The 21281-nt window shown below is 72.2% G+C and carries 18 protein-coding genes; 12 read left to right on the forward strand and 6 right to left on the reverse strand.

The genetic code is table 11. The annotated features are described in order from the left end of the window. Nucleotides 1-3 precede the first annotated feature (3 nt). The 5 genes from AB0L06_RS25070 to AB0L06_RS25090 all read right to left on the reverse strand — a co-directional run bounded on the left by AB0L06_RS25070 (nucleotide 4) and on the right by AB0L06_RS25090 (nucleotide 5888). Nucleotides 4-1422 carry an ABC transporter ATP-binding protein gene (locus AB0L06_RS25070; protein WP_500233506.1) on the reverse strand — a complete coding sequence of 473 codons (1419 nt, stop codon included), beginning with the start codon at nucleotides 1420-1422 and terminating at the stop codon, nucleotides 4-6. Nucleotides 1423-1492: 70 nt separating this feature from the next. After that, nucleotides 1493-3121 (reverse strand): benzoylformate decarboxylase, encoded by a 1629-nt coding sequence (gene mdlC, locus AB0L06_RS25075; protein WP_500233507.1) that lies wholly within the window; start codon nucleotides 3119-3121, stop codon nucleotides 1493-1495. A 25-nt stretch (nucleotides 3122-3146) separates the two neighbouring features. Further along, nucleotides 3147-4130 carry an ABC transporter substrate-binding protein gene (locus AB0L06_RS25080; RefSeq protein WP_500233508.1) on the reverse strand — a complete coding sequence of 328 codons (984 nt, stop codon included), beginning with the start codon at nucleotides 4128-4130 and terminating at the stop codon, nucleotides 3147-3149. Between the two features lie 145 nt (nucleotides 4131-4275). Continuing rightward, nucleotides 4276-5115: an ABC transporter permease gene (locus tag AB0L06_RS25085; protein WP_500233509.1), complete on the reverse strand. Its 840-nt coding sequence runs from the start codon at nucleotides 5113-5115 to the stop codon at nucleotides 4276-4278. After that, a complete protein-coding gene (locus AB0L06_RS25090; protein WP_500233510.1) occupies nucleotides 5112-5888 on the reverse strand; it encodes an ABC transporter permease in 777 nt (258 codons plus the stop codon). The genes AB0L06_RS25085 and AB0L06_RS25090 overlap by 4 nt, the downstream gene beginning before the upstream one ends. Before the next feature lie 926 nt (nucleotides 5889-6814). On the opposite strand from AB0L06_RS25090, the gene AB0L06_RS25095 reads away from it, so the two are divergent. From AB0L06_RS25095 to AB0L06_RS25150, 12 genes are all read left to right on the forward strand, one after another. Continuing rightward, a complete protein-coding gene (locus AB0L06_RS25095; protein WP_500233511.1) occupies nucleotides 6815-10228 on the forward strand; it encodes a sensor histidine kinase in 3414 nt (1137 codons plus the stop codon). After that, nucleotides 10225-10677 carry a roadblock/LC7 domain-containing protein gene (locus AB0L06_RS25100; RefSeq protein WP_500233512.1) on the forward strand — a complete coding sequence of 151 codons (453 nt, stop codon included), beginning with the start codon at nucleotides 10225-10227 and terminating at the stop codon, nucleotides 10675-10677. The genes AB0L06_RS25095 and AB0L06_RS25100 overlap by 4 nt, the downstream gene beginning before the upstream one ends. Before the next feature lie 27 nt (nucleotides 10678-10704). Next, complete coding sequence (locus AB0L06_RS25105; protein ID WP_500233513.1) at nucleotides 10705-11214, forward strand: DUF742 domain-containing protein; 510 nt, start codon at nucleotides 10705-10707, stop codon at nucleotides 11212-11214. Nucleotides 11215-11254: 40 nt separating this feature from the next. Then, a complete protein-coding gene (locus AB0L06_RS25110) occupies nucleotides 11255-11803 on the forward strand; it encodes a GTP-binding protein (protein ID WP_500233544.1) in 549 nt (182 codons plus the stop codon). 200 nt (nucleotides 11804-12003) lie between these two features. Continuing rightward, the gene (locus tag AB0L06_RS25115) at nucleotides 12004-12819 is read left to right on the forward strand and encodes an SGNH/GDSL hydrolase family protein (RefSeq protein ID WP_500233514.1); all 816 of its coding nucleotides are present in this window, start codon (nucleotides 12004-12006) and stop codon (nucleotides 12817-12819) included. A 93-nt stretch (nucleotides 12820-12912) separates the two neighbouring features. Next, on the forward strand, nucleotides 12913-16515 hold the full coding sequence (locus AB0L06_RS25120; protein ID WP_500233515.1) for an AAA family ATPase: 3603 nt from the start codon (nucleotides 12913-12915) through the stop codon (nucleotides 16513-16515). Nucleotides 16516-16759: 244 nt separating this feature from the next. Continuing rightward, on the forward strand, nucleotides 16760-17806 hold the full coding sequence (locus tag AB0L06_RS25125) for an LCP family protein (RefSeq protein WP_500233516.1): 1047 nt from the start codon (nucleotides 16760-16762) through the stop codon (nucleotides 17804-17806). Between the two features lie 91 nt (nucleotides 17807-17897). Further along, nucleotides 17898-18188: a hypothetical protein gene (locus tag AB0L06_RS25130; protein WP_500233517.1), complete on the forward strand. Its 291-nt coding sequence runs from the start codon at nucleotides 17898-17900 to the stop codon at nucleotides 18186-18188. Between the two features lie 165 nt (nucleotides 18189-18353). Further along, entirely contained in the window at nucleotides 18354-18509 is a 156-nt protein-coding gene (locus AB0L06_RS25135) for a hypothetical protein (RefSeq protein ID WP_170026506.1), read from the forward strand. 384 nt (nucleotides 18510-18893) lie between these two features. Next, nucleotides 18894-19049 (forward strand): hypothetical protein, encoded by a 156-nt coding sequence (locus AB0L06_RS25140; protein ID WP_500233518.1) that lies wholly within the window; start codon nucleotides 18894-18896, stop codon nucleotides 19047-19049. A gap of 138 nt (nucleotides 19050-19187) precedes the next feature. Next, nucleotides 19188-19679: a glutathione peroxidase gene (locus AB0L06_RS25145; protein WP_500233519.1), complete on the forward strand. Its 492-nt coding sequence runs from the start codon at nucleotides 19188-19190 to the stop codon at nucleotides 19677-19679. A gap of 115 nt (nucleotides 19680-19794) precedes the next feature. Continuing rightward, entirely contained in the window at nucleotides 19795-20694 is a 900-nt protein-coding gene (locus AB0L06_RS25150) for an oxidoreductase (RefSeq protein ID WP_500233520.1), read from the forward strand. A gap of 23 nt (nucleotides 20695-20717) precedes the next feature. Here the strand turns inward: AB0L06_RS25150 and AB0L06_RS25155 are convergent, their stop codons facing one another. Beyond that, nucleotides 20718-21269, reverse strand: a complete 552-nt coding sequence (locus AB0L06_RS25155) for a methylated-DNA--[protein]-cysteine S-methyltransferase (RefSeq protein ID WP_500233521.1) — start codon at nucleotides 21267-21269, stop codon at nucleotides 20718-20720. Between the last annotated feature and the right edge of the window lie 12 nt (nucleotides 21270-21281).

The raw sequence follows: 21281 nt of genomic DNA on the forward strand, positions 1-21281 counted from the left end.
GCCCTACTTGGCCGACCGCCGCCGCGGCCGTGTTGCCGTCTGCGCGGGGGTGCTCTTCCTCCGCGCACCACGCGCCGTGGACGCGGTCTTCTTCACGGGTTCCGCGGTGGACTTCTCCGCCTTCTCGGCCTTCTCCGCGTCCTCCTTGGAGTCCTCCTTCGCGAGCTCGCCCGCGTTTTCGGAGGTTTCTTCGGAGTCCTTGTCGGCCTCGTCCGTCTTGGCGTCGGTGTCGGTCTCGGCTTCCGCGTCGACCTTCTCCGCGTCCGCGTCCTTGACCTCGGCTTCGTCCTTGGTCTCAGCCTTGTCGGCGGTGGTCTCGTCGGCCTTCTCGGCTTCGGAGTCCGTCTCCGCCTTCTCGGCTTCGGCCTTCTCTGCCTTGGCCTTCTCTGCCTTGGCCTTCGCGCGGCCGCGCCTGCGGGCCTGGGTGCCCTCGGCCTTGACCTCGGTCTTGGTCTCCTCAGCGTCCGCCTTCGCGTCGGCCTTGGTCTCCTCGGCTTCGGCCTCGGCCTTGGCGTCCGCCTTCGTCTCCTCGGTCTCCGCCTTGGCCTCGGCCTTGGTCTTCGCAGACTTCGCCTTCGCGTCGGCCTTGGCGTTCTTCGCCTCGGCCTTCACCTCGTCGGCTTCGGCCTCGGCGTCGCCCTCGACGGGCTTCCCGGCGTCGGAGGTGTCGGTGGCGGCGCCGCGGACGAAGCGTCCGACCTCGGCGCGCAGGCGGATGAACTCGGGGGCCGAACGGGTCTCGATCTGGTCGCGCTCGGCGGGCAGCAGGACGGGGAGGTCCGCCCGGACGCGCGCCGGGGACTTGCCGAGGACCACGACGCGGTCGCCGAGGTAGACGCTCTCGTCGATGTCGTGGGTGACCAGCACGATGGTCATCTTCTGCGAGCGGTGCAGGGCGAGGACCAGGTCCTCCAGGTCCTCGCGGGTCTGGGCGTCGACCGCGCCGAACGGCTCGTCCATCAGCAGCAGGGACGGCTTGTACGCCAGGGCCCGCGCGATCGCGACGCGCTGCTGCATGCCGCCGGACAGCTGCCAGTGGTACTTGCGGCCCGCGCCCTCGAGGCCGACCTCGGCGAGGGCGGTGTCCGCCGCCTCACGGCGCTCAGACCGCGACAGGCCCTTGCGCTTCAGCGGCAACGCCACGTTGTCGCGGACCGTCATCCAGGGGAACAGCGAGCGGCTGTAGTCCTGGAACACCACGGCGAGGTCGTCCGGCACGCCGTGGACGGGCTCGCCGTTGAGGGTGACGGTGCCGCCGGACGGGTGGATCAGTCCGGCGATGCAGCGCAGCAGCGTGGACTTGCCGCAGCCGGACGGCCCGACGAGGCAGACCAGCGAGCCGTCCTCGACGGTGAGATTCAGGCCGTCGATCGCCGTGTGCCCGTCGGCATAGGAATGAGTGAGGTCGGCTATCTCGAGCACGAGCGTCCTCTTCTCGGAGTAGGTGGGGGAGGACCGGGGCCGCCCGCGGTCGGGGCGGCCCCGGTGCGGGTCACTGGGCCCAGGGCTGGTAGGCCGGGGTGTTGTCCGAGGCCACGGTGATGTCGAGCAGGTACGGCCCGGAGTGGGTCAGGGACTCCTCCAGGGCCTTGTCGAGCTCGTCCGGCGTGGAGATCCGCCGGCCCGGGACGCCGAAGCCGGCCGCGACCGTGGGGATGTCCAGCTCCGGGATGTCGGAGCCCGGCGGGTTCTGCATGCCGAGCCGCCGGCCGAGCGCCTTGACCGCGCCGTATCCGCTGTTGTTCAGGATGATGACCGTCAGCGGCACGTCGTGCTGCGCGGCCGTCCACAGGGCCTGCACCGAGTACATCATCGAGCCGTCGCCGATGACCAGGGCGATGCGCTCGCCCGACCCGGACTGCGCGGCGTGCAGCGCGCGGCCGACCGCGACCGGAAGGCCCCAGCCGAGCGCGCCGCTGCCGGTGGTGAGGAAACCGCCGGTCCGGTTGATCGGGACGCGCGCGTGGAACGCGTCCCGGTAGCTCGGCACCTCCTCCACGATGACGGTGCCCTCGGGCAGCGCCGCCCGGACCCCGTCGAGGACGAGTCCGACGTCCATCGGGTCGGTCGCGACCGGCGTCGCGGGCAGCGCCCGCGGCTCCGGCGCGGTGCGGCCGAGCCGGCCCGCGGCCTCGTCGTCGATCAGCCCGAGCAGCGCCGTCACGGCGGGCTTCACCGTGGTGAGCAGGCTCGTCCCGGTCGGCGTCCACGCGGTCTGCTTGGGGTCGCAGTCCAGGTGGAACAGCCGCGCGCCCTCGGGGACGAACGGTCCCTCGCCGTGCACGTGGTAGGCGAACACCTGCGCGCCGAGGACCACGATCAGGTCATGCTCGGCGAGGCGTCCGACGATGTGCTCGCGGACCGGCGGCAGGAAGCCGCGGAACTGCGGGTGCGTCTCGTCGAACCCGGACCGGCCCGACAGCGGCGCGATCCACACGTGCGAGCGGGTCCGCTCGGCCAGCTCGACGACCTCGGGCATGGCCTGCTCGTCGTCCACCCCGGACCCGACGATCAGCACCGGGTTGCGGGCGGTGTTCAGCGCCTCGGCGAGGTCCGCGAGGGCCTCGGGCGACGCGGTGAAGTCGCCGTGGACCTTGCGTACCTCGACGGGCTCGGCCGGGTGGTCCCAGTCGCCCTCGGGGATGGAGAGGAAGACCGGGCCGCGCGGGTGCGTCATCGCGATCCGGTGCGCCTCGGCCAGCGCGACCGGGACGTCCTCGGCGCGCGCGGTCTGGATGCTGGACTTGACGTACGGGCGCGGGAACTCGGCCGGCTCGTCGGCCCCCAGGAACGGGCGGTACGGAAGCATCGCCCGTCCCTGCTGGCCTGCGATGATCACGACGGGCACGCGGTCCCGGTAGGCGTTGAAGACCGCCCCGAGCGAGTGTCCGACGCCGCCCGCGGAGTGCAGGCTGGCGAGCGCCGCCCGGCCGGTGCCGAGGGCGTGCCCCGCGGCGGCGGCCACCGCGACCGTCTCCTGGAGGGCCAGGACGTACTCGAAGTCCTCGGGCCATTCGGTGAACATCTTCAGCTCGGTCGAGCCGGGATTGCCGAAAATGGTCGTCATGCCCACTTGACGGCAGTAGTCGTAGAAGGCGTCGCGGACCGTGTATTCCGTCATGACGGGGAACTGCCTTTCAGCTTGCTCAGGACTGCGGGGTGAACAGCAGCGACTTGATGTCCGGCTTCTGCTTGAGCAGCTTGGCCGCCGTCATCAGGTCGACGACCCGCTGGAGTCGCGTCTCGTTGTTGGAGGTGGGGTAGCCCGGCAGGGTGATGACCGGGGCGACCTGCGGCGGGATGTGGGCGTACCCGGGCAGCACCTGCTCGACCTGCTTGCGGTCGCTCGCGGCGATGGCCTGCGCCTTGAGGATGGCGCGCTGGAAGGCGGCGGCGGTCTTGGGGTTCTTGGAGACGAACTCCTGGGTGGAGACGTAGCCGGAGATCGGCATGTCCTTCACCGGCTCGCTTCCGCCGTCCACCACGACGCGGTCGCCCTTGCTCTTCTGCGCGTCCGACAGGAACGGCTCGACCATGTGCGCCGCGTCCACGTCGCCCTTGTCGAGCGTCTGGGCCATCTGCGGGAACGGGATCTTGACGTACTTGAGCTTGGTGGGGTCGACGTTCTTGGAGCGCAGGATGGCGTCCAGCGTCAGGGTCTGGATGTTCTGGGGGATGTTGACCGCGACGGTCTTGCCCTCGAGGTCCTTCGGCTCCTTGATCGGGGAGTTCGACTTGACCACGACGCTCATCATGTTCGAGGTGAGCGTGGCGCCCTCGTTGATGATCTTCAGGTGCAGGGCGCCCTCCTCGTTGGCCTGCAGGAAGGACACGTAGTTGGCGCCGGCGATGACGTCCAACTGGCCGGTCTTCAGCGGGCCCATCGCCTGGATGGACTGCTGGACGGGCGTGATTTTGACCTTCAGGCCCTCAGCCTCGAACAGCTTCTTGGACTGCGCGATGTAGAGCGCGGCGCCGTCCACCAGGGGCAGGGAGGCGACGGTGATCTTTCCGCCGTGCTCCAGGCCCTTGCCCTTGGCGTTGCTGTCGTCCCCGCCGCAGGCGGCGAGGGAGGACCCGGCGAGCGCGAAGCCCGCCACAGCGGCGGTGAGTCGTCGAAGCGACCGCATGTGTACTCCTAGATGGGTGCGGGGGAGGGGGCAAACGGGGTCTTGGGGAGCATCGGCGGGGGGACGGGGACAGGGTGCCGGGGCGGACGGGCCGGACCGGTGGTGCGGCCCGGGACGCCCGTCCCGGCGGACGCGGCGCGGCGGCTCAGATCTCGATGCGGCGGGCGGCCAGGTGCCAGGCCAGCGCGCGCCGCTCGACGGCGGTGAGCACCGCGTTGAGGACGTACCCGAAGATGCCGAGCAGCACCACGATCGCCCACACGGTCGGCAGGTCGGTCCCGGCCTGCGCGTTGCTCAGCTCGAAGCCGAGTCCGTTCCGCGTGCCGGGCAGCAGCTCCGAGAAGACCATGAGGATCAGTGACAGCGACAGCGACAGCCGCAGGCCGGCGAAGATCTTCGGTAGCGCGGAGGGGATGATCAGCCTGCCCAGACGTGCGAGGGGGGACAGCCGGAACACCCGCGCCGACTCGATCTGGAGCGGGTCCACGGTGCGGGCCCCGTCGGCGGTGTTGATGAGCACCGGCCACACGGCGCTGAACACGATCGAGACGACCTGCATCGGCGAGCCGATGTGCATCAGGACCATGAACAGCGGCACCAGCGCGGGCGGCGGGATCGCGCGGGCGAACTGGAACACCGGGTCCACGTAGGCGTAGACCCGCTCGGACCGTCCGAGCAGCATCCCGAGCACCGCTCCGATGATCGCCGACAGCACGAAGGCGACGGCCATCCGGGCGAGGCTGGGGAAGATGTTCCCGGTGGCCTCCTTGGTGAGGAAGAACCGGTCCGCCCCGGCGGAGAACCACATGTGGTGCATCCGCTGGACGATCTTGGACGGCGGCGGGAAGAACGTGTCGTGCGCGGCGCGCGCACCCCACTCCCACGCACCGGCCGCGAGGACGAACACCAGCCAGCGCTCCAGGACCGCGCGGAGTGCCCGCCAGGCGATGCCGCGCCGGGGACGGCCGTACGCTACGGCGGTCATGACCGACCCTCCCGGAAGTGCCAGTGGAACAGGCGCCGCTCGCCGAGCATGAGCAGGACGTTCACGAGCAGTCCGAGGCAGCCGGCCCAGACCGTTCCGGCGAGGACCTCCTCGGTGCCGCCCAGCGAGATGCCGGCCTGCCCGATGTAGTTGCCGAGGCCGTCGCCGAACCCGGACAGCACCTCGGTGCCGACCGCGAGGATGAGCGCGATCGAGGCGGACAGCCGGATGCCGGTGTAGATGAACGGCGCGGCGGCGGGCAGCACGGCGCGCCACAGGATCGCCAGGGGGCCGAAGCCGAACGCGCGCAGCGTCTCCTTGGCGAGCGGGTCCACGTCGCGCAGTCCGTAGAGGGTGTTGAACAGCACCGGCCACACGGCGGCGTAGCAGATCAGCGTGACCTTCATCTCGAGGCCCGCGCCGAGGATCAGCCCGACCAGCGGGATCAGCGCCACCGACGGGATCGGCCGCAGGAACTCCACGAGCGCGCGGGCCGCGGTGTTCACGATCGGCACGGTGCCGAACAGCAGGCCCAGCGGGACGGCGATGACGATCGCCAGCAGCATGCCGAGGCCCCAGGCCTCGACCGTCGCCTTCACCTGGACGAACACGAAGTCGTGGTCGCCGGCCAGCTCGGCCGCGCGCGAGAGGACCTTGGACGCCGGCGGGAAGTTCTCCTCGCTGGCCAGGTGCGCGTGCGCGAGCGCCTCCAGGGCGCCGACCGTGACGAGTACTCCGACCAGGCCACGGACGAACCGGCCGAGACGGGTCATCCCGCCGGATCCTTGACCGCGGGGACGGGTGCGGCGGCGGGCCGCGCGAGCGGCAGTGGCGGTCGCGGTGTCGGCCGAGGAGAGATCAGAGGCGGCCGTCATCGGTCCGCCGTCCTCGCCGAGACGCCCGCCGAGGACGGTCCGGCTGCGCTTTGGACCAGTCCAACGCCGACCTCGACGCCTGCAACATTGGTCCCAGGGCCGGTTCCGGCGCTATCACGCCTCGACCGATTCATCTCGTTCCTTCGGTACTCGGAGGGGGCGGCGGGCGGTGCGGTCAGGGGGTGGGCACCACCGCCGTGTGCCGATCGAGCTGGTTTTACTTGATCGACAGCGGTCGGACCATATCGCAAACAGGGGGGTATCGCCGCAACCCTCTTCCGCCTCTTTTCTTGCTCGAACAATTGTTCGAATGGTGCCATCCGGGGGCCCAGTGAGGGGTGTGGGAATGGGGCGGAAAACCGTTGGGGGTAGGAGCGGTGGGGTCGTCGATTGACGGCCCTGCCGCCGCCCGTGCGGGGGCGTCCGGGGCGGGAATTTCTACTCGGAGTAACGGACTGGAGGCGCTCGGTGTGGGCTCGTTCGGGTGCTTTGTCCTAGGACGGCAAGGCATAAACCGGACATACTGCACACGTTTCGCAAGGTCAGGCCGCGAAGATCGCCAAGTTGTGCTTCTCTTTGCGGCGATTCCCCTAATGTGCTGCAATGTCGGGCGCAGCGGAGGGCGTCCCGCGGTGGCGCGTGTCTAGGCGCCCCGCCAGTCGGTCGCGTCCGCCACTGGCACCCGGACTCCGGCGTCCGCGGACGGACGGCCGTGAACGGCACAGTAAGTGAGAGGGTGTAAACGCCAAGTGCGCAATCGAGCGGGCGATCCGGCATCGGAGGCCCTGCCGGACGAAGGCCCCCGGGCAGGGGGCTCCCGGGCCGTGCCCGGCGACCGACCCGTCAGCGGGGAGCGGTCCGACGCGGGGGCGGCTCCCGAGGGACCGGCCGGCGCCGCGGGCGTCCCGGCAGCGGACGGCCCTCGCGGCGGGAGCAAGCTCAGGCCGGCGAACTGGCGCGTGCCGGTCCGGCTGGTCGCCCTGATCCTCATCCCGACCGCCGTCGCCGTCGTCCTGGGCGGGCTGCGCGTCCTCGGCGCCCAGCAGGACGCGAGCGACTACGCCAAGGTCGAGCGGATGGCGGAGCTGGGCGGCAGCGTCACCGACCTGGTCCACGAGCTCGGCACCGAGCGCGACCTGTCGGCCGGTTACATCGCCGCGAAACGGCCCGCCGAGGGCAAGGCCGTCATCACCGCGCAGTACGCCAAGGTCGACAAGGTCGCCACCCAGGTGCGCAAGCATGTCCGCGCCGTCGTCTCGTCCGACGGTGAGAACGACGTCCGCGCCCTGGTCACCCGCCTCGACGGGCTCGCCGCGCTGCGCCAGCTCACCTCGGCGCGCGTCCCGGCCGACACGGTGACCACCAAGTACACCGAGATGCTCGGCGAGGTCATCGGCTACCTCGACGGCATCTCCACCGCCACCAACGACGCCGGGCTCACCACCGACACCCGCGCGCTCGCCGCCCTCAGCCGCGCCGCCGAGCAGGCGTCCCTGCAGCGTGCGGTCCTGCTCGCGGGCACCAACACCGGCCGCCTCGACACCAACGGGCTGCGCAGCCTGCTCGACGCCCGCGCGCAGATGGACGGTGACCTGGCGAACTTCCGGACCGCGGCCCACCTGACCCAGCGGCAGCTCTACGACGACACCGTGATCGGCCCCGACGTCGACCGCGCCGCCGAGTTCCGCGAGCGGGCGCTCACCGAGAGCCTGCGCGGGTCCCGCCTGCGGCTGGTCCGCGGCGGCGGCGACAACGAGGCGTGGCGCAAGGCCATGACCGGCACCGTCGACAAGATGTACATGGTGCAGCGCAAGATGGTGGACGGCATCATCGCCTCCGCCGGGCAGCGCAAGAGCGCCGCCGAGGAGTCGGTGATGGTGCAGGGCGCGGTCGTCGCCGGTGTCCTCATCGCGGTCCTGCTGTTCACCCTCGGTGTCGCCCGCTCGCTGGTCCGCCCGCTGCGCCGCCTGAAGGACGGCGCGCTGGAGATCGCCGGCACCCGGCTGCCCGGCCTGGTCGACCGGCTCCGCGACCCGGAGGCCGCCGCCCAGGGCATCGAGGTCGAGCCGATCGACGTCAGCTCCACCGACGAGATCGGCCAGGTGGCCCGAGCGTTCGACGAGGTCCACCGCGAGGCGGTCCGGCTGGCGGCCGACGAGGCCGTCCTGCGAGGCAACATCAACGCGATGTTCGTCAACCTGTCGCGCCGCAGCCAGACCCTCATCGAGCGGCAGCTGCAGCTCATCGAGGAGCTGGAGCAGAGCGAGCGCGACGAGGAGCAGCTGGCGAACCTGTTCCGCCTGGACCACCTCGCCACCCGCATGCGCCGCAACAACGAGAACCTGCTGGTCCTCGGCGGCCAGGACCAGGCCCGCCGGTGGAACCAGCCGGTCCCGTTCATCGACGTCGTCCGCGCCTCCCTGTCGGAGGTCGAGCAGTACGAGCGGGTCGAGGTCCGCGTGCACGGCGACATGACGGTCGCCGGCCCCGTGGTCAACGACCTCGTCCACCTGCTCGCCGAGCTGGTCGAGAACGCCACCGTCTTCTCCGACGGACGCACCCGCGTCACCGTCTCCGGCCAGCGGCTCAGCGGCGGCGGCGCGATGCTCCAGATCACCGACAACGGCGTGGGCATGACCGCCGAGGAGCTCGAGCAGGCCAACTGGCGCCTGGCGAACCCGCCGGTCATCGACTTCTCCGCGGCCCGCCGCATGGGCCTGTTCGTGGTCGGCCGCCTCGCCATCCGGCACGGCATCCGGGTGGAGCTGCGCATGGCGCAGGGCGGCGGCCTCACCGCGTTCGTCATGCTGCCTGACCACGTCATCAGCCCGGCGGACAACGCCGGCGTCGGCACCCGCGGAGGCGGCGGCACCGCCCAGATCGAGAGCGCGGCCGTCCCGGCGCTCGCCGCCCCGACCGCGACCGCCATGGACGAGCGCCCCGGCGCCTTCCGCGAGGACGAGTACCCGGCCCGTCCGGACGCCGACGGCTCCGGCGCGTCGCGCTTCGGCGAGAACGGCCGCTTCGAGGGACGGCACGGCCGCCGCTTCGGCGACACCGGCCCGCAGCCCGTCCTCGGCGGCACCGGCGACCAGCGCGACCTGGGCGCGGGCCACGCGGCCCCCGACCGCGCCGAGACCCGCATGGACGGGCTCGCCAACGGCTCCGTCCCGCGCGCCGGCCAGGACGACCCGAACCGCAGCACCACCTCCGGCCTGCCCGTGCGCCGTCCCGGCGCGCAGCTGCCGGGCGTGGGCACGCCCGCCGACGACGTCTTCCAGCCGGCCGACCGCAACGGCCAGGACCCGCGCGCGTCGGCGACGCCCGCCGCGTCCGGCCAGTGGCCCGGCGACACCGAGGACCGTCGCCCCGTAGACCGTACGCAGATCGACCGGTCCGCCCCGGCGGACCGGAACCCCGCCGCCGAGCCCTACGCCGGAGACCCCGGCCGCACGGCTCAGCCGCCGCAGCGCCCCGAGGACTCCGAGCCGGCCCCGGCCCGCCGCGCGTTCTCGTGGGACACCGGCCCCGTCAGCGCCATCCCGGAGGAACCCAACATCCCGGAGGACGCCATTCCGGAGCAGACGAACCGTCCCCAGGACGCGACCCCGGCCAGGCCGCACACGGGCGCATCGCACGCCGCGCCGTCGGCCGCCCATGAGGCGCCGCCGGCCCCGAACGCGGGCCGCACCGCCGAGACCGGCCCGCCGGCCTCGCCCAGGCGGCCGCCCGGCCGTCCGCCGCGCTCGCCGATCTTCGAGGCGATGCAGTCGGAGTGGTTCCAGCGCGGTGCGGAGCCGTCCCCCAACGCCGACCCGGTGAAGGGCTGGGCGTCCGCCGGCGACGAGGGCTTCCAGGCCGTCGAGGCGCTGCGCGAGCCCGTCCAGGGCAAGCAGACCAACGCGGGCCTGCCCAAGCGGGTCCCCGGTCGCAACCGGGTCCCCGGCGCCATCGGCGCCCGAGGCGGAACGAACGGCGCCCAGCAGGCCGCCGGCGCCAACGGCGCGGGCCAGACGCCGGCCCCGCAGCAGGGCCTCGGCCCGGCGCGGCCGGCCGACGGACCGCCCGCGGACGCGGTGCGCAACCGGTTCGCGAGCCTGCAGCGCGGCGTCCAGCGGGGACGAACCCAGACCCGTGGCGCGACCCCCGACCTGCCCGATGCGGGGTCCGCGGACAGCGGTACGACAGGTGAAGATCCGTCGCACAGGAGCGGCGGAGAGACAGGAGGCACGCGGTGAGCGGGCAGGATCTCAACTGGCTTGTGACGAACTTCGCGGACCGTGTCCCGAAGGTCGCGCACGCCGTGGTGGTCTCCTCCGACGGACTGCCGATGGCGTACTCGGCGGGGTTCCCGCCGGAGCGCGCCGACCAGCTGTCGGCGATCGCCTCGGGGCTGATGAGCCTCACCCAGGGGGCGGCGAAGATCTTCGACGCCGGCGGGGTGAACCAGACCGTCGTGGAGATGGACCGCGGACTGCTGTTCGTGATGTCCATCGCCAACGGCGCGGTGTTCGCGGTGCTGGCCGCGCCGGACTGCGACCTCGGCCTGGTGGCCTACGAGATGACACTCCTGGTCGAGCGCGTGGGGCGGGTGCTGACCCCCGCGCTCCGCACCGCCGAACAGCAGCAGCCCCCCTACGCCGGTCACCCGGGGTCGGGCATGGGCGCCGGGCCCGTCCGGTATTAGCGGACCCTGAACACGGAGGTCGGTGCGATGGATCAAGGTGGTTCCTTCGGTCCCGGAGCGGGCGGTGGCCCGCCGGGATGGCACGGTGACGTCCCTCAGGGCGGGCACAGCGGCGGGTACCCGGTGCAGGGGCAGCAGCCGCACCCCGGTCAGGGCCGTACGCCCAGGCCGCGGCACGGCGGCGGCGACTCCGGTGGCGACACCAGCTCGCTGGTACGCCCCTACGCGGTCACCGGCGGCCGGACCCGGCCCCGGTACGACCTCGCGATCGAGGCGATGGTGACCGCCGCGCCGCATCCGCCGCGCGACGTCTCCTCGCTGACCCCGGAATACAGGGCGATCATGGACATCTGCCGGACGGCTCGGTCGGTGGCCGAGGTGTCGGCACTGCTGCGGCTGCCGCTCGGCGTCGCACGCGTCCTTGTCGCCGACATGGCCCTGGAGGGCCTGCTCCGGCTGCACCAGTCCCGCCCGGCGGGCGCGCAGCCGGACATCCGACTGCTTGAGAGGGTTCTGAGTGGGCTTCGGAAGCTATGACCAGCCGCCAGCTGCGGCCGCGCCCGGGGACGGGCCGGAGCTGACCTCGGTCAAGATCGTCGTCGGCGGCGGCTTCGGCGTCGGCAAGACCACGTTCGTGGGTTCGGTGTCGGAGATCATGCCGCTCACCACCGAGGCCGTGATGACCGCGGCCAGCGCCGACGTGGACGACCTGTCGGCGGTGCCCGACAAGACGACCACGACCGTCGCGATGGACTTCGGCCGCGTGTCGCTCGACAGCGAGCTGATCCTGTACCTGTTCGGCACACCGGGCCAGCACCGCTTCTGGTTCATGTGGGACGACCTGGTCAAGGGCGCGATCGGCGCGGTGGTGCTGGTCGACACCCGGCGTCTGGCCGACTGCTTCGCCGCCGTCGACTACTTCGAGGAACTGGGTCTCCCGTTCGTCGTCGGCGTCAACGGCTTCCACGGCGAGTTCCAGTACGCCAAGGAGGACATCCGCGAGGCGCTCTCCGTGAGCTCGCACGTGCCGATCGTCGAGTGTGACGCACGCGACCGCGAGTCCACGAAGAGGGTTCTCATCACGCTCGTCCAACATGCGTTGTCCATGGTCGGTACTGCTCACTGACCGGAAGCGCTGAGCGGGGAACGACGCGCGAAACGACCGCGCGAGGGCGACGCCCTCGCGCGGTCGTTCGCTTGTGCCGTTCTTTCCCGTCCGTCACGGTGTGTCCGGTGGCGGTCACTACGGTCGCGTAGGAAATATGCACGATGCACTATTAGTTCCTAGGTGATCGAACTACTTGGACCTGCACGAGGAACGGCTTTATGAGTGACGCGGAGAGTTTCGGGACGTTCGTCGCGATCGGGGACAGCTTCACCGAGGGGATGAGCGACCCCGTGCCGGGGCGGGACGACGTGTTCCGGGGGTGGGCCGACCGGGTCGCCGAGCACCTCGCCGCGGGCAATCCCGAGCTCCGGTACGCGAACCTGGCCGTGCGGGGGAAGCTGCTGCGGCAGATCGTCGAGGACCAGGTGCCGCGGGCGGTCGAGATGGCGCCCGACCTGATCACGTTCTGCGCGGGCGGCAACGACATCATCCGGCCGGGCGGCGATCCCGACGCCCTGGCGATCGAGTTCGACGAGGCCGTCCGGGCGCTGCGGGGGACGGGCGCGCGCGTCGTGCTGTTCACCGGCTTCGACCCGCACGGACTGCGGTCGGGCCGGCGCATCCGCGGGAAGGCCGCGACCTACAACATGCACCTGCGCGCCATCGCCGACCGGCGGGGGTGCGACGTGGTCGACCTGTGGGCGCTGATGCCGGTCTTCAACGACCCGCGCGCCTGGTTCGAGGACCGGCTGCACCTGTCGTCCGAGGGGCACCGGCGGCTGGCCCTGCGCGTCGCCGAGGTGATCGGGGCCCCGGCGGACGGCGACTGGAACGAGCCGTGGCCGCCGCTCGACGACTCGGGTCACTGGCTGGCCCAGCGCCGCGAGGACGTCCACTGGGCGCGCACCTACCTGCTGCCCTGGATCGGACGCCGCGCGACGGGACGCTCGTCCGGCGACGGGCGCACCGCCAAGCGGCCCGACGCGGTCCCGGTGCGGGGCCACGGTTCGTCCCAGAGGTCGCGCGTCCGCTGAGTCCGCTGGTCGGCCGCGGGTTCGGTGGCGGAGTGGTCACGGAATGCGCTGTGCGGCCGGTTCGGGGGGTCTCCGCGTGGTTACAGTGCTCTCGTGGCTTCCCCCCGGCTTCCGTCCCATCTCCAGCTGCTGTTGACCGACGAGCCCGTCCTGGACGTGTACGCGTCCGGGCCCTGGCGGGTTCCCGACGGGCTCTACAAGGAGATGCGCGAACGCGCCGTCGCCTTCAACGCCGACGAGCGGGCGGTGGTGCTGACACGGCGGCTCAGCGACTTCTACGGGCCGGGGACGTCCGCGGCGGGGGCCGAGCTGTGGTCGCTCCTGACGTTCCTGCTGGGCGCGGGCTCGGTGCGCGCGGGCAACCGCGGGGACGTCGACTTCGAGCTCCTCGGCGACCTGCTCGCCGACCCCGAGTCGCCCGTGCGGCATCCGCTGGCGTGGTTCTCCCAGGGCGGACGGTGGCGTCCGCCCGGCCTGTGGCTGCCCGAGCCCGCCGGGGACGACCCGGAGCGCCGCGCCGTCATGTTCGAGCTCGCCAGGGGCGCGCTGGACGTGCTCGCCGGGCTCGCGCCGCTGGAGGAGCGGCGCCTGGCCCTGGTCGGGCTGTTCGACCGCTTCCACGAGCGTCCGGAACTGCGCGAGCTCGCGATGAGCACTCCGCGCGACCGGCTGGAGGAGGTTTGGGCCGCCCAGCTGACCGAGGACGAGCTGGCCGTCCTGCCCGAGCTGGCCGGTCCGGTCGCCTACCTCACCTGGGCCTGTGAGGGGCTCGCGGCTGCGCACGGGCGGCTGGCCCGCGCGGCGCACGGCGCGGAGCCGTTCGAGGTCGCGTTCGCCCGGCTGCTCGCGGCGGGCGAGATCGGTGACGCGCCCGCCGAACTGGCCGTCCCGCTCGGCGCGGACGGGTACGGCGACGTCGCCGACCGGCTGATCGCCGAGACCGACGACTTCGACCCCGACCTCTGGCAGCTGCGGCTGCGCGGCTGGCTCGCGCGCGGGCTCGTCGCGGGGGAGGCCGACGCGTGCCGCGCCTGGCTCGACATGGCCGCGCGCGTGACCGGGGCCGTCCAGGGGCTCCCCGGCGTCGCGGTGAACCCGCGCTGCCGCCTTCCGGTCGGGCACTTCCAGGAGGACCTGCGACGGCTGTTCGCGTTGCGGCGCGTCCCCAACCCCCTGCGCGACTCGCTCGCGGGTCACCCCGTCGGACGTCCTCCGGCGTCGGAGCCCGTGGACGATGAAGAGGCCGACATCGATCCCGTCGTCGGGCAGCCGGAGCTCGTGCGCGCGATGCGCGTGGCGCTCGCCGACCGGGCCGCCGGGAGGCGTCCCGTCCGGATGCTGATCGCCGGCCCCGAGGGCACCGGACGCACCGACGCCGCCGACCTGCTCGCGGAGAGCCTCACACGGCTCGCCGCGGTCCGTTCCGTCCTGTGGATATCGGACCAGTCGTTCTCGTCGCTCGGCGTGAGCGAGGCGGTCATGTGGCTTTCCTCGCGCGTGCGCGAGTGCGTCGAGACGCGCCTGCTCCTCGTCGTGGACGATCTGGAGCGCCTCGCGTCCGCCGAACGCTGCGGACCGGCCGCTGTGGAGGAACTGCGCCGCCTCCTCGCCCGTTCGCCCTCCCTCGACGTCGTCGCCCTATGCAGGACGAACGGCGACCGACGTCTTCTCGATCTCAACCCGGCGCTCGTCCGCGCGTTCGATGTCGTCCGGACGCGCGACCTCACCGAGGACGGCCTTGCCGAACTGTTCCGCAGGGCCGCCTCCAGGCGTGGTGCTTCCGTGGCCCCGGACGTTGCGCGGGCGGCGGGCGTCCTGCTCGTGCGCACGCCCGCGCGTGGGAACCTGCGCGGGGCCCGCCTGGCCGAATACCTGGCCGCCGAGTCCGTCGCCGCCGCCCGTGCCCGCGTCGCCACCGACGACGTGGAGACGGACGGTGACGACCTCGTCCTCACTGTGGCGGACCTGCCGTCCCGCATCACACCCACCGGCGCGGTCGAGACGGTCCCCGCCGACCCGGCCGTCGAACTCGCCTCGTGCGTGGGCATCGAGCCGGTCAAGCGCGAGGTGGAGGCGCTGGTCGCGGAGGCGCGCGCGGAGCGGCTGCGGCGCGAGGCCGGGATGCCGGTCGCGTCCCGTCCCCGGCACCTGGTGTTCACGGGCAACCCCGGCACCGGCAAGAGCAGCGTCGCGCGCGTCCTCGGCCGGATGTACGCCGACCTGGGCAGGCTGTCCACGGGCGCGCTGGTCGAGACCGACCGCGCCGACCTGGTCGGGGAGTTCCCCGGCGAGACCGCCGCGAAGGTCCGCGCCGCCGTCGAGCGCGCCCTCGGCGGCGTCCTGCTGGTGCGGGACGTGCACGTCTTCGCGACCGCCGAGGGCGCGCGCGGACGCGAGGCCGCCGACGTGCTGCTCTCGGCCGTCCAGGCCCACCCGGACGACCTGCTCGTCGTCCTCACCGGCCCGGAGGCCGAGCTGAACGGGCTGCTGCGCTCGCACTCGGACCTCGCCGCGACGTTCCCGCGCGTCGTCCGCTTCCCCGACCTCACCGACGACGAGCTCGTCGAGGTGTTCGCGCGGCGCGCCGCCGAGACCGGGTTCGCGCTCGCCGACGGCGTCCTGGCGAAGGCCGGACGGCTCCTGCGCGCGACGCCGCGCGAACGCGACTTCGGCAACGCCCGGCTCATGGTCGACCTGCTCGACCGCGCGGTCGCGCTCCAGGGCCGGCGCGTCCTCGCGGACGGCGTCGTCGACGAGACCGAGTCGCTGGACGAGATCCTGCTCGCCGACGTCCCGGACGCCCTCGGCCCCGCCCGTGACGCCCTGCCCGGCGACCCGGTCGCCGCGATCGAGGCGCTCGTCGGCCTGGACGTGGTGAAGGCCGAGGTCAGGGCGCTGGCGGCGGAGGTGCGCGCCGAGCCGATGTGGCGTGACGCCGGGGTGACGCAGAACGCGCCCGCGCGGCACATGGTCTTCACCGGCAACCCCGGCACCGCCAAGACGACCGTCGCGCGCCTGATCGCGGCCGTGTACTCGCGGCTCGGGCTGCTGTCGTCGGGGCACCTGGTCGAGGTCACCCGCGCCGACCTGGTCGCCGAGTACGTCGGGCAGACCGCGCCGCGCGTGCGGGCGGCCGTCGAGCGCGCCCTCGGCGGCGTCCTGTTCGTGGACGAGGCGTACACGCTCACCGCCGCCGGGGGCGGGGGAGACCGGCTCGACTTCGGCCCCGAGGCGGTCGCCGAACTCCTGAAGCAGATGGAGGAGCACCGCGCCGACCTGGTGGTGATCGTCGCCGGGTACGCCGACCCGATGGAGCGGTTCCTGTCGTCCAACCCGGGGCTGCGCGACCGCTTCCCGCGCGTGCTGAGCTTCCCGGACTACTCCGAGGACGAGCTGGTCGCGATCTTCGAGTCGATGGCCGGGGACGCCGGTTTCCGGCTCGCGGACGGGCTTCCCGGCGCCGTCCGGCGGCGGATCGCGGCCCAGCCGCGCGGTCCGCAGTTCGGCAACGCGAGGTTCGTCCGAAACCTGCTGGACGCCGCCATAGCCCGCCAGGCGCAGCGGATCACCGGCGACCCGTCCGGAGGCTCCGAAACGCCCACGTCCGCGGAGGTCGCGCTGCTGCGGCCGGAGGATCTGCCGCCCGCCCCGCCCGCCCGCCGGAGCGCAGAGGAACAGCACGGCCACTACCTGTAGTGCAAATAATGTGTAAAGTGCTCCGACCGAAAGCCGGGTAGATGGCCCCAAGGGGGCCCGCTGCCCGAACCGCTGGATGCGCCGGAGGTAGCACGCCCCCTCCGCGGGCGTCAGCGGTTGAGATGACCGGCGACCGCGACAAATCATGCGCCAGTGGGACGCACGCCACACCGGCGGTTGTCTAGGGTCGACATCCATGACCGACGGCCGGCCCCAGGGTCGGACACGAGACAGGAGGAGCGACGTGCATCAGGGAGCACCGATCGGGGGGCACGACCCCTACGCTCGGGATCCGTACGCACCCGGTCCCCCGGACGACGACTTCGCGCCGCGCCGCCGCCGGCGGCGGCGCTGGCCGAAGGTGCTGGGCGGGGTGCTGCTCGCCCTGGTGCTGCTGGTCGTCGGCGGCTACTTCTACCTGGACTCGCGGCTCAAGCGCGAGGACGTCCTCACCGACTACGCCGGACGCCCCGCCGACACACCCGGCACCAACTGGCTGATCGTCGGCTCGGACAGCCGCGAGGGCCTCAGCAAGGCGGACGAGAAGCACCTCGCCACCGGCCACGCCGAGGGCCGCCGCACCGACTCGATGATGCTGCTGCACTACGGCGCCGGGGGGACGTCCCTGGTCAGCCTGCCGCGCGACTCCTACCTGCCGATCCCCGGGCACTCCTCGAACAAGCTGAACGCCGCGTTCGCGTTCGGCGGGCCGAAGCTGCTCGTCCAGACGGTCGAGCAGGCGACCGGCGTCCACATCGACCACTACGCCGAGATCGGCTTCGGCGGGTTCGTCGGCGTCGTGGACGCGATCGGCGGCGTGAACATCTGCGTCAAGGACGCCATCAAGGACCACAAGGCGGGCCTCGACCTGAAGCCCGGCTGCCAGGACCTGGACGGCAAGACCGCGCTCGGCTACGTCCGCACCCGCAAGTTCGCCCGCGCCGACCTCGAGCGCGTCGAGCACCAGCGGCAGTTCTTCGGCGCCCTGATGAAGAAGGCGACCAGCCCGGGCGTCATGCTCAACCCGTTCGACAGCATCCCGCTCGCGCTGCACGCCACGAGCAACTTCCGCGTCGACAACGGCGACCACCTGTACGACCTGGTCCAGATGATGTGGGCCATGCGCGGGGTGTCCGGCGGCAAGGGCGTCACGACGACCGTCCCGATCGGCGGCACCGGCAGCAGTCCCGCGGCCGGCTCGTACATCACCTGGGACAAGACCCGCGCCGGGCAGCTGTTCGGCGCGCTCAAGCAGGGGCAGCCCATCCCCGCGAACATCGTCACCAAGTAACCCGTTCGCCTCCCTTCCGCGCGTCCCGCCCCGAGGTTCCGCCCCGGGCCGGGACGCGCGTCGTTTCGGGGTGTCCGGATAGAGTCGGCGCATGTCCGATGAGAAGCCCGCCGCCGGCCTGGACTCCCTCTCCACGGTCGAACTGCACGACCGGGCCGTGAAGTACGCCCGGGAACACCACGACCTGCGCTTCCTGTGGTCGCTGCTGCGGACGATCCCGGCCGCCGCCGCGTCCCTCGGCGAGGACGAGCGCGCCGACTACGACATGCTTCACAGCCTGTCGCTGCTCCAGGAGGCCGTGCATTCCGGTGAGGGCGAGCTCGGTCAGGCCCTGCGTCCGGTCTATCTCGACTATCTGACGAAACACGGCGGCGGAGCCTGACCGCGTTTTTCCTTTCGCCCGCGCCCCCGCGCGGACGCGCCGATGTGCGAGCGATTCCGGCACGGCCCCATACGGCCTGACGTGGTCTTTACGTTGCGTTGATCCACCCTCGTCCGGCATGGGGCATTACCCTGAGTAGTAGCTTCATTGCAGAGGGTGGGGGCCGTGAACAAGAAGCATCTCAAGCTGGCCGCGATCGCGTTCGTGGTCTGGTACGTCGTCAGCAGGCCGGAGGGCGCGGCCAATCTGGTGAACAGTGCCCTCGGCGGTCTCGGCAGCGCGGCGGAGTCGCTTTCCCAATTCGTCAGCGCCATTCCTTAGCCATCCGAAATCCGTCCAGCGGCGCCGTCCCGTGGCAGGGCCGGCAGCCCGGCCCCGTGCCCCTGAGGGTGCGGGGCTCTTCTCGTGTTCGGGCGGGATTCGTGAGCTTCGGAGGGGTTCTGGGGACTCCTGTGGGTTTCTTGATGGAGGTGGGGGTGGCGACACGGCCGGGAGGCCGTCTCTCCCTTCCCGGATCCGCATCCGGTTTCGTCGCCGAGCCGCAGGTGGGACGCGGTTTCGCCGGTGGGGTAAGGGATCTCGCGCACCTGTGGGCAGGCGCGGACGGCCTCGCCACAGTAAAATCCCGCTAAGCGGCCAGCCGCAGACGGGCACAGTGAGATCGGGTCAGTGTGTCGCTGCGCTACTCCAGGGACGGCGTCAGGGATGAAGAAGAACCTCCGCTACGTGGCCATCGCCTTTGTCATCTTCTACCTCCTCAGCTCACCGAACGCTGCTGCCCACGTGGTCAACAACGCGTTCTCCCAGCTCGGCAAGGCGGGCAGCCAACTCTCCTCGTTCGTGAACGCGCTCGGGACCTGACGTCCGGCCCGTCCCGCCGTGGCGCGCGTCCGGGACGGGGTGGAGGTTCCTCTCTCGCGGACGTCACAGCCCGCGCCGGCGTGCAAGCGGTGCGCACTGGTGCGGACGCGTCGCGGGAGATCGTCCTAGGATCGCCTCATGACTGTCTTCGACATGGAAATCGACGGTCTGCGGGGCGGATCCGCGGACCTCGGGCAGTATCGGGGCAAGGCCGTCCTTGTCGTCAACGTCGCCTCCAAGTGCGGCCTCACCCCCCAGTACGCCGGCCTGGAGCGGCTCCAGGAGCGGTACGCCGAGCGCGGCTTCACCGTCCTCGGCGTCCCGTGCAACCAGTTCATGGGACAGGAGCCGGGCACCGCCGAGGAGATCGAGCAGTTCTGCTCCACCACCTACGGGGTCACCTTCCCGATGACCGAGAAGATCGAGGTCAACGGTGAGAACCGGCACCCGCTCTACGCGGAGCTGGTCGGCACGCCCGACGCCGAGGGGCACACCGGCGACATCCGCTGGAACTTCGAGAAGTTCCTGATCGGCCCGGACGGCGCGGTCGCCGCCCGCTTCTCCCCGCAGACCGAACCCGAGGCCGACGAGGTCCTCTCCGCCATCGAGAAGACCCTTCCCGCCGCCTGATCCGTTCCGTTCCATATCCGATCCAACGTCCGGCGCCCGTGGTGCGTGTCACCTTGCCGGTATTCGACGCCACGTCTAGCTTGAGGTGTCGTCGGACACGGCGTGGAGGTGCACCATGGGCGGCTGGACCGCGGCGGACATTCCGGGCCTGCACGGACGGCGCGCGGTGGTGACCGGCGCGAACAGCGGGCTCGGCTACCACACGGCGCTGCAGCTCGCCCGGCACGGCGCGGCCGTCACGCTCGCCTGCCGCAGCGCCGAGCGCGGCCAGGCCGCCTTCGACAGGATCCGCGCCGCCGTCCCGGACGCCGAACTCGCGCTCGTCCCGCTCGACCTGGCCGACCTCGCCTCGGTGCGCGCGTTCGCCCGCCGCCAGGCGGACGAGCCGCTCGACCTCCTCGTCAACAACGCGGGCGTCATGGCCCTGCCGAAGCGCACCACCGCCGACGGCTTCGAGATGCAGTTCGGCACCAACCACCTCGGCCACTTCGCGCTGACCGGCCTCATGCTGCCCGCCCTGCGCGCCGCCGCCGCGCCCCGCGTCGTCACCGTGACCAGCGGCGTCGCCTGGACGGGCCGGATCCGCTTCGACGACCTCCAGGGCGAGCGCTCATACAACCCGTGGATCGCCTACGGCCAGTCCAAGCTCGCGAACCTGCTGTTCACCAGGGAACTCGCGCGGCGCGTCCCGGACGTCACGAGCGTCGCCGCGCACCCGGGCTACGCGTCCACCAACCTTCAGGCCGAGGGGCCGCGCATGGCGGGCCGTCCGCTGATGGAGCGCCTCTTCGGCCTCGGGAACGCCGTGCTCGCGCAGCCCGCCTCCATGGGCGCGCTGCCGTCCCTGTACGCGGCCGTCATGCCGGACGTGACGCCGGGCGCCTGTTACGGCCCGCGCGTCCTCCAGTACCGCGGCACCCCGGCGAAGGTCCTCACCCCGCCGCAGGCCAACAACATCGACACCGCGCGCCGCCTCTGGGAGGTCTCGGAGAAGCTGACCGGCGTCGCCTACTGACCGACCCGCGCGGGCCGCCGCCGTCAGACCGGGGTGGGGCCCTCTTCGAGGGACCAGTCGAGGGTCGCGGGGAGCGTGCCCTCCATGGTGAGGAGCCAGCGCTTGACCTCGATGCCGCTGCCGCCGCTGTACCCGCCGATCCCGTTGGACGCCACGACCCGGTGGCAGGGGACGATGATCGGGATCGGGTTGGAGCCCATGACCTGGCCGATGGCCTGCGCGTTCACGCCCGCCTCGGAGCGCTCGCCGAGCCCGCCGTAGGTGATCGTCTTCCCCCACGGGACGCGCTCGAACAGCGTGCCGAGGACCTGCCGCTGCAACGGGTTGGTGAGCCGCCAGTCGATCGGGACGCTGAACGCGTGCGGGTCGCCGCCGAAGAACGCCTTCAGCTGGACGAGCGGCTCGGCCAGCCGGGCCGGGTCGTCCACCACCGGGAGGCCGAGGCGGCCCTGCGCGCGGGCGCGGGTGCCGGGCGCGTCGCGCCAGGTCATCAGGGCGACACCGGTCTCGGTGGCGGCGACCAGCAACCGGCCGAGCGCCGTCTCGGCCGCGCCGAACGCCACTGTCTCGGACATGCTCTCCACTCT

This window comes from Spirillospora sp. NPDC052269 (genome assembly GCF_040679435.1).
Taxonomy (GTDB): Bacteria; Actinomycetota; Actinomycetes; order Streptosporangiales; family Streptosporangiaceae; genus Spirillospora.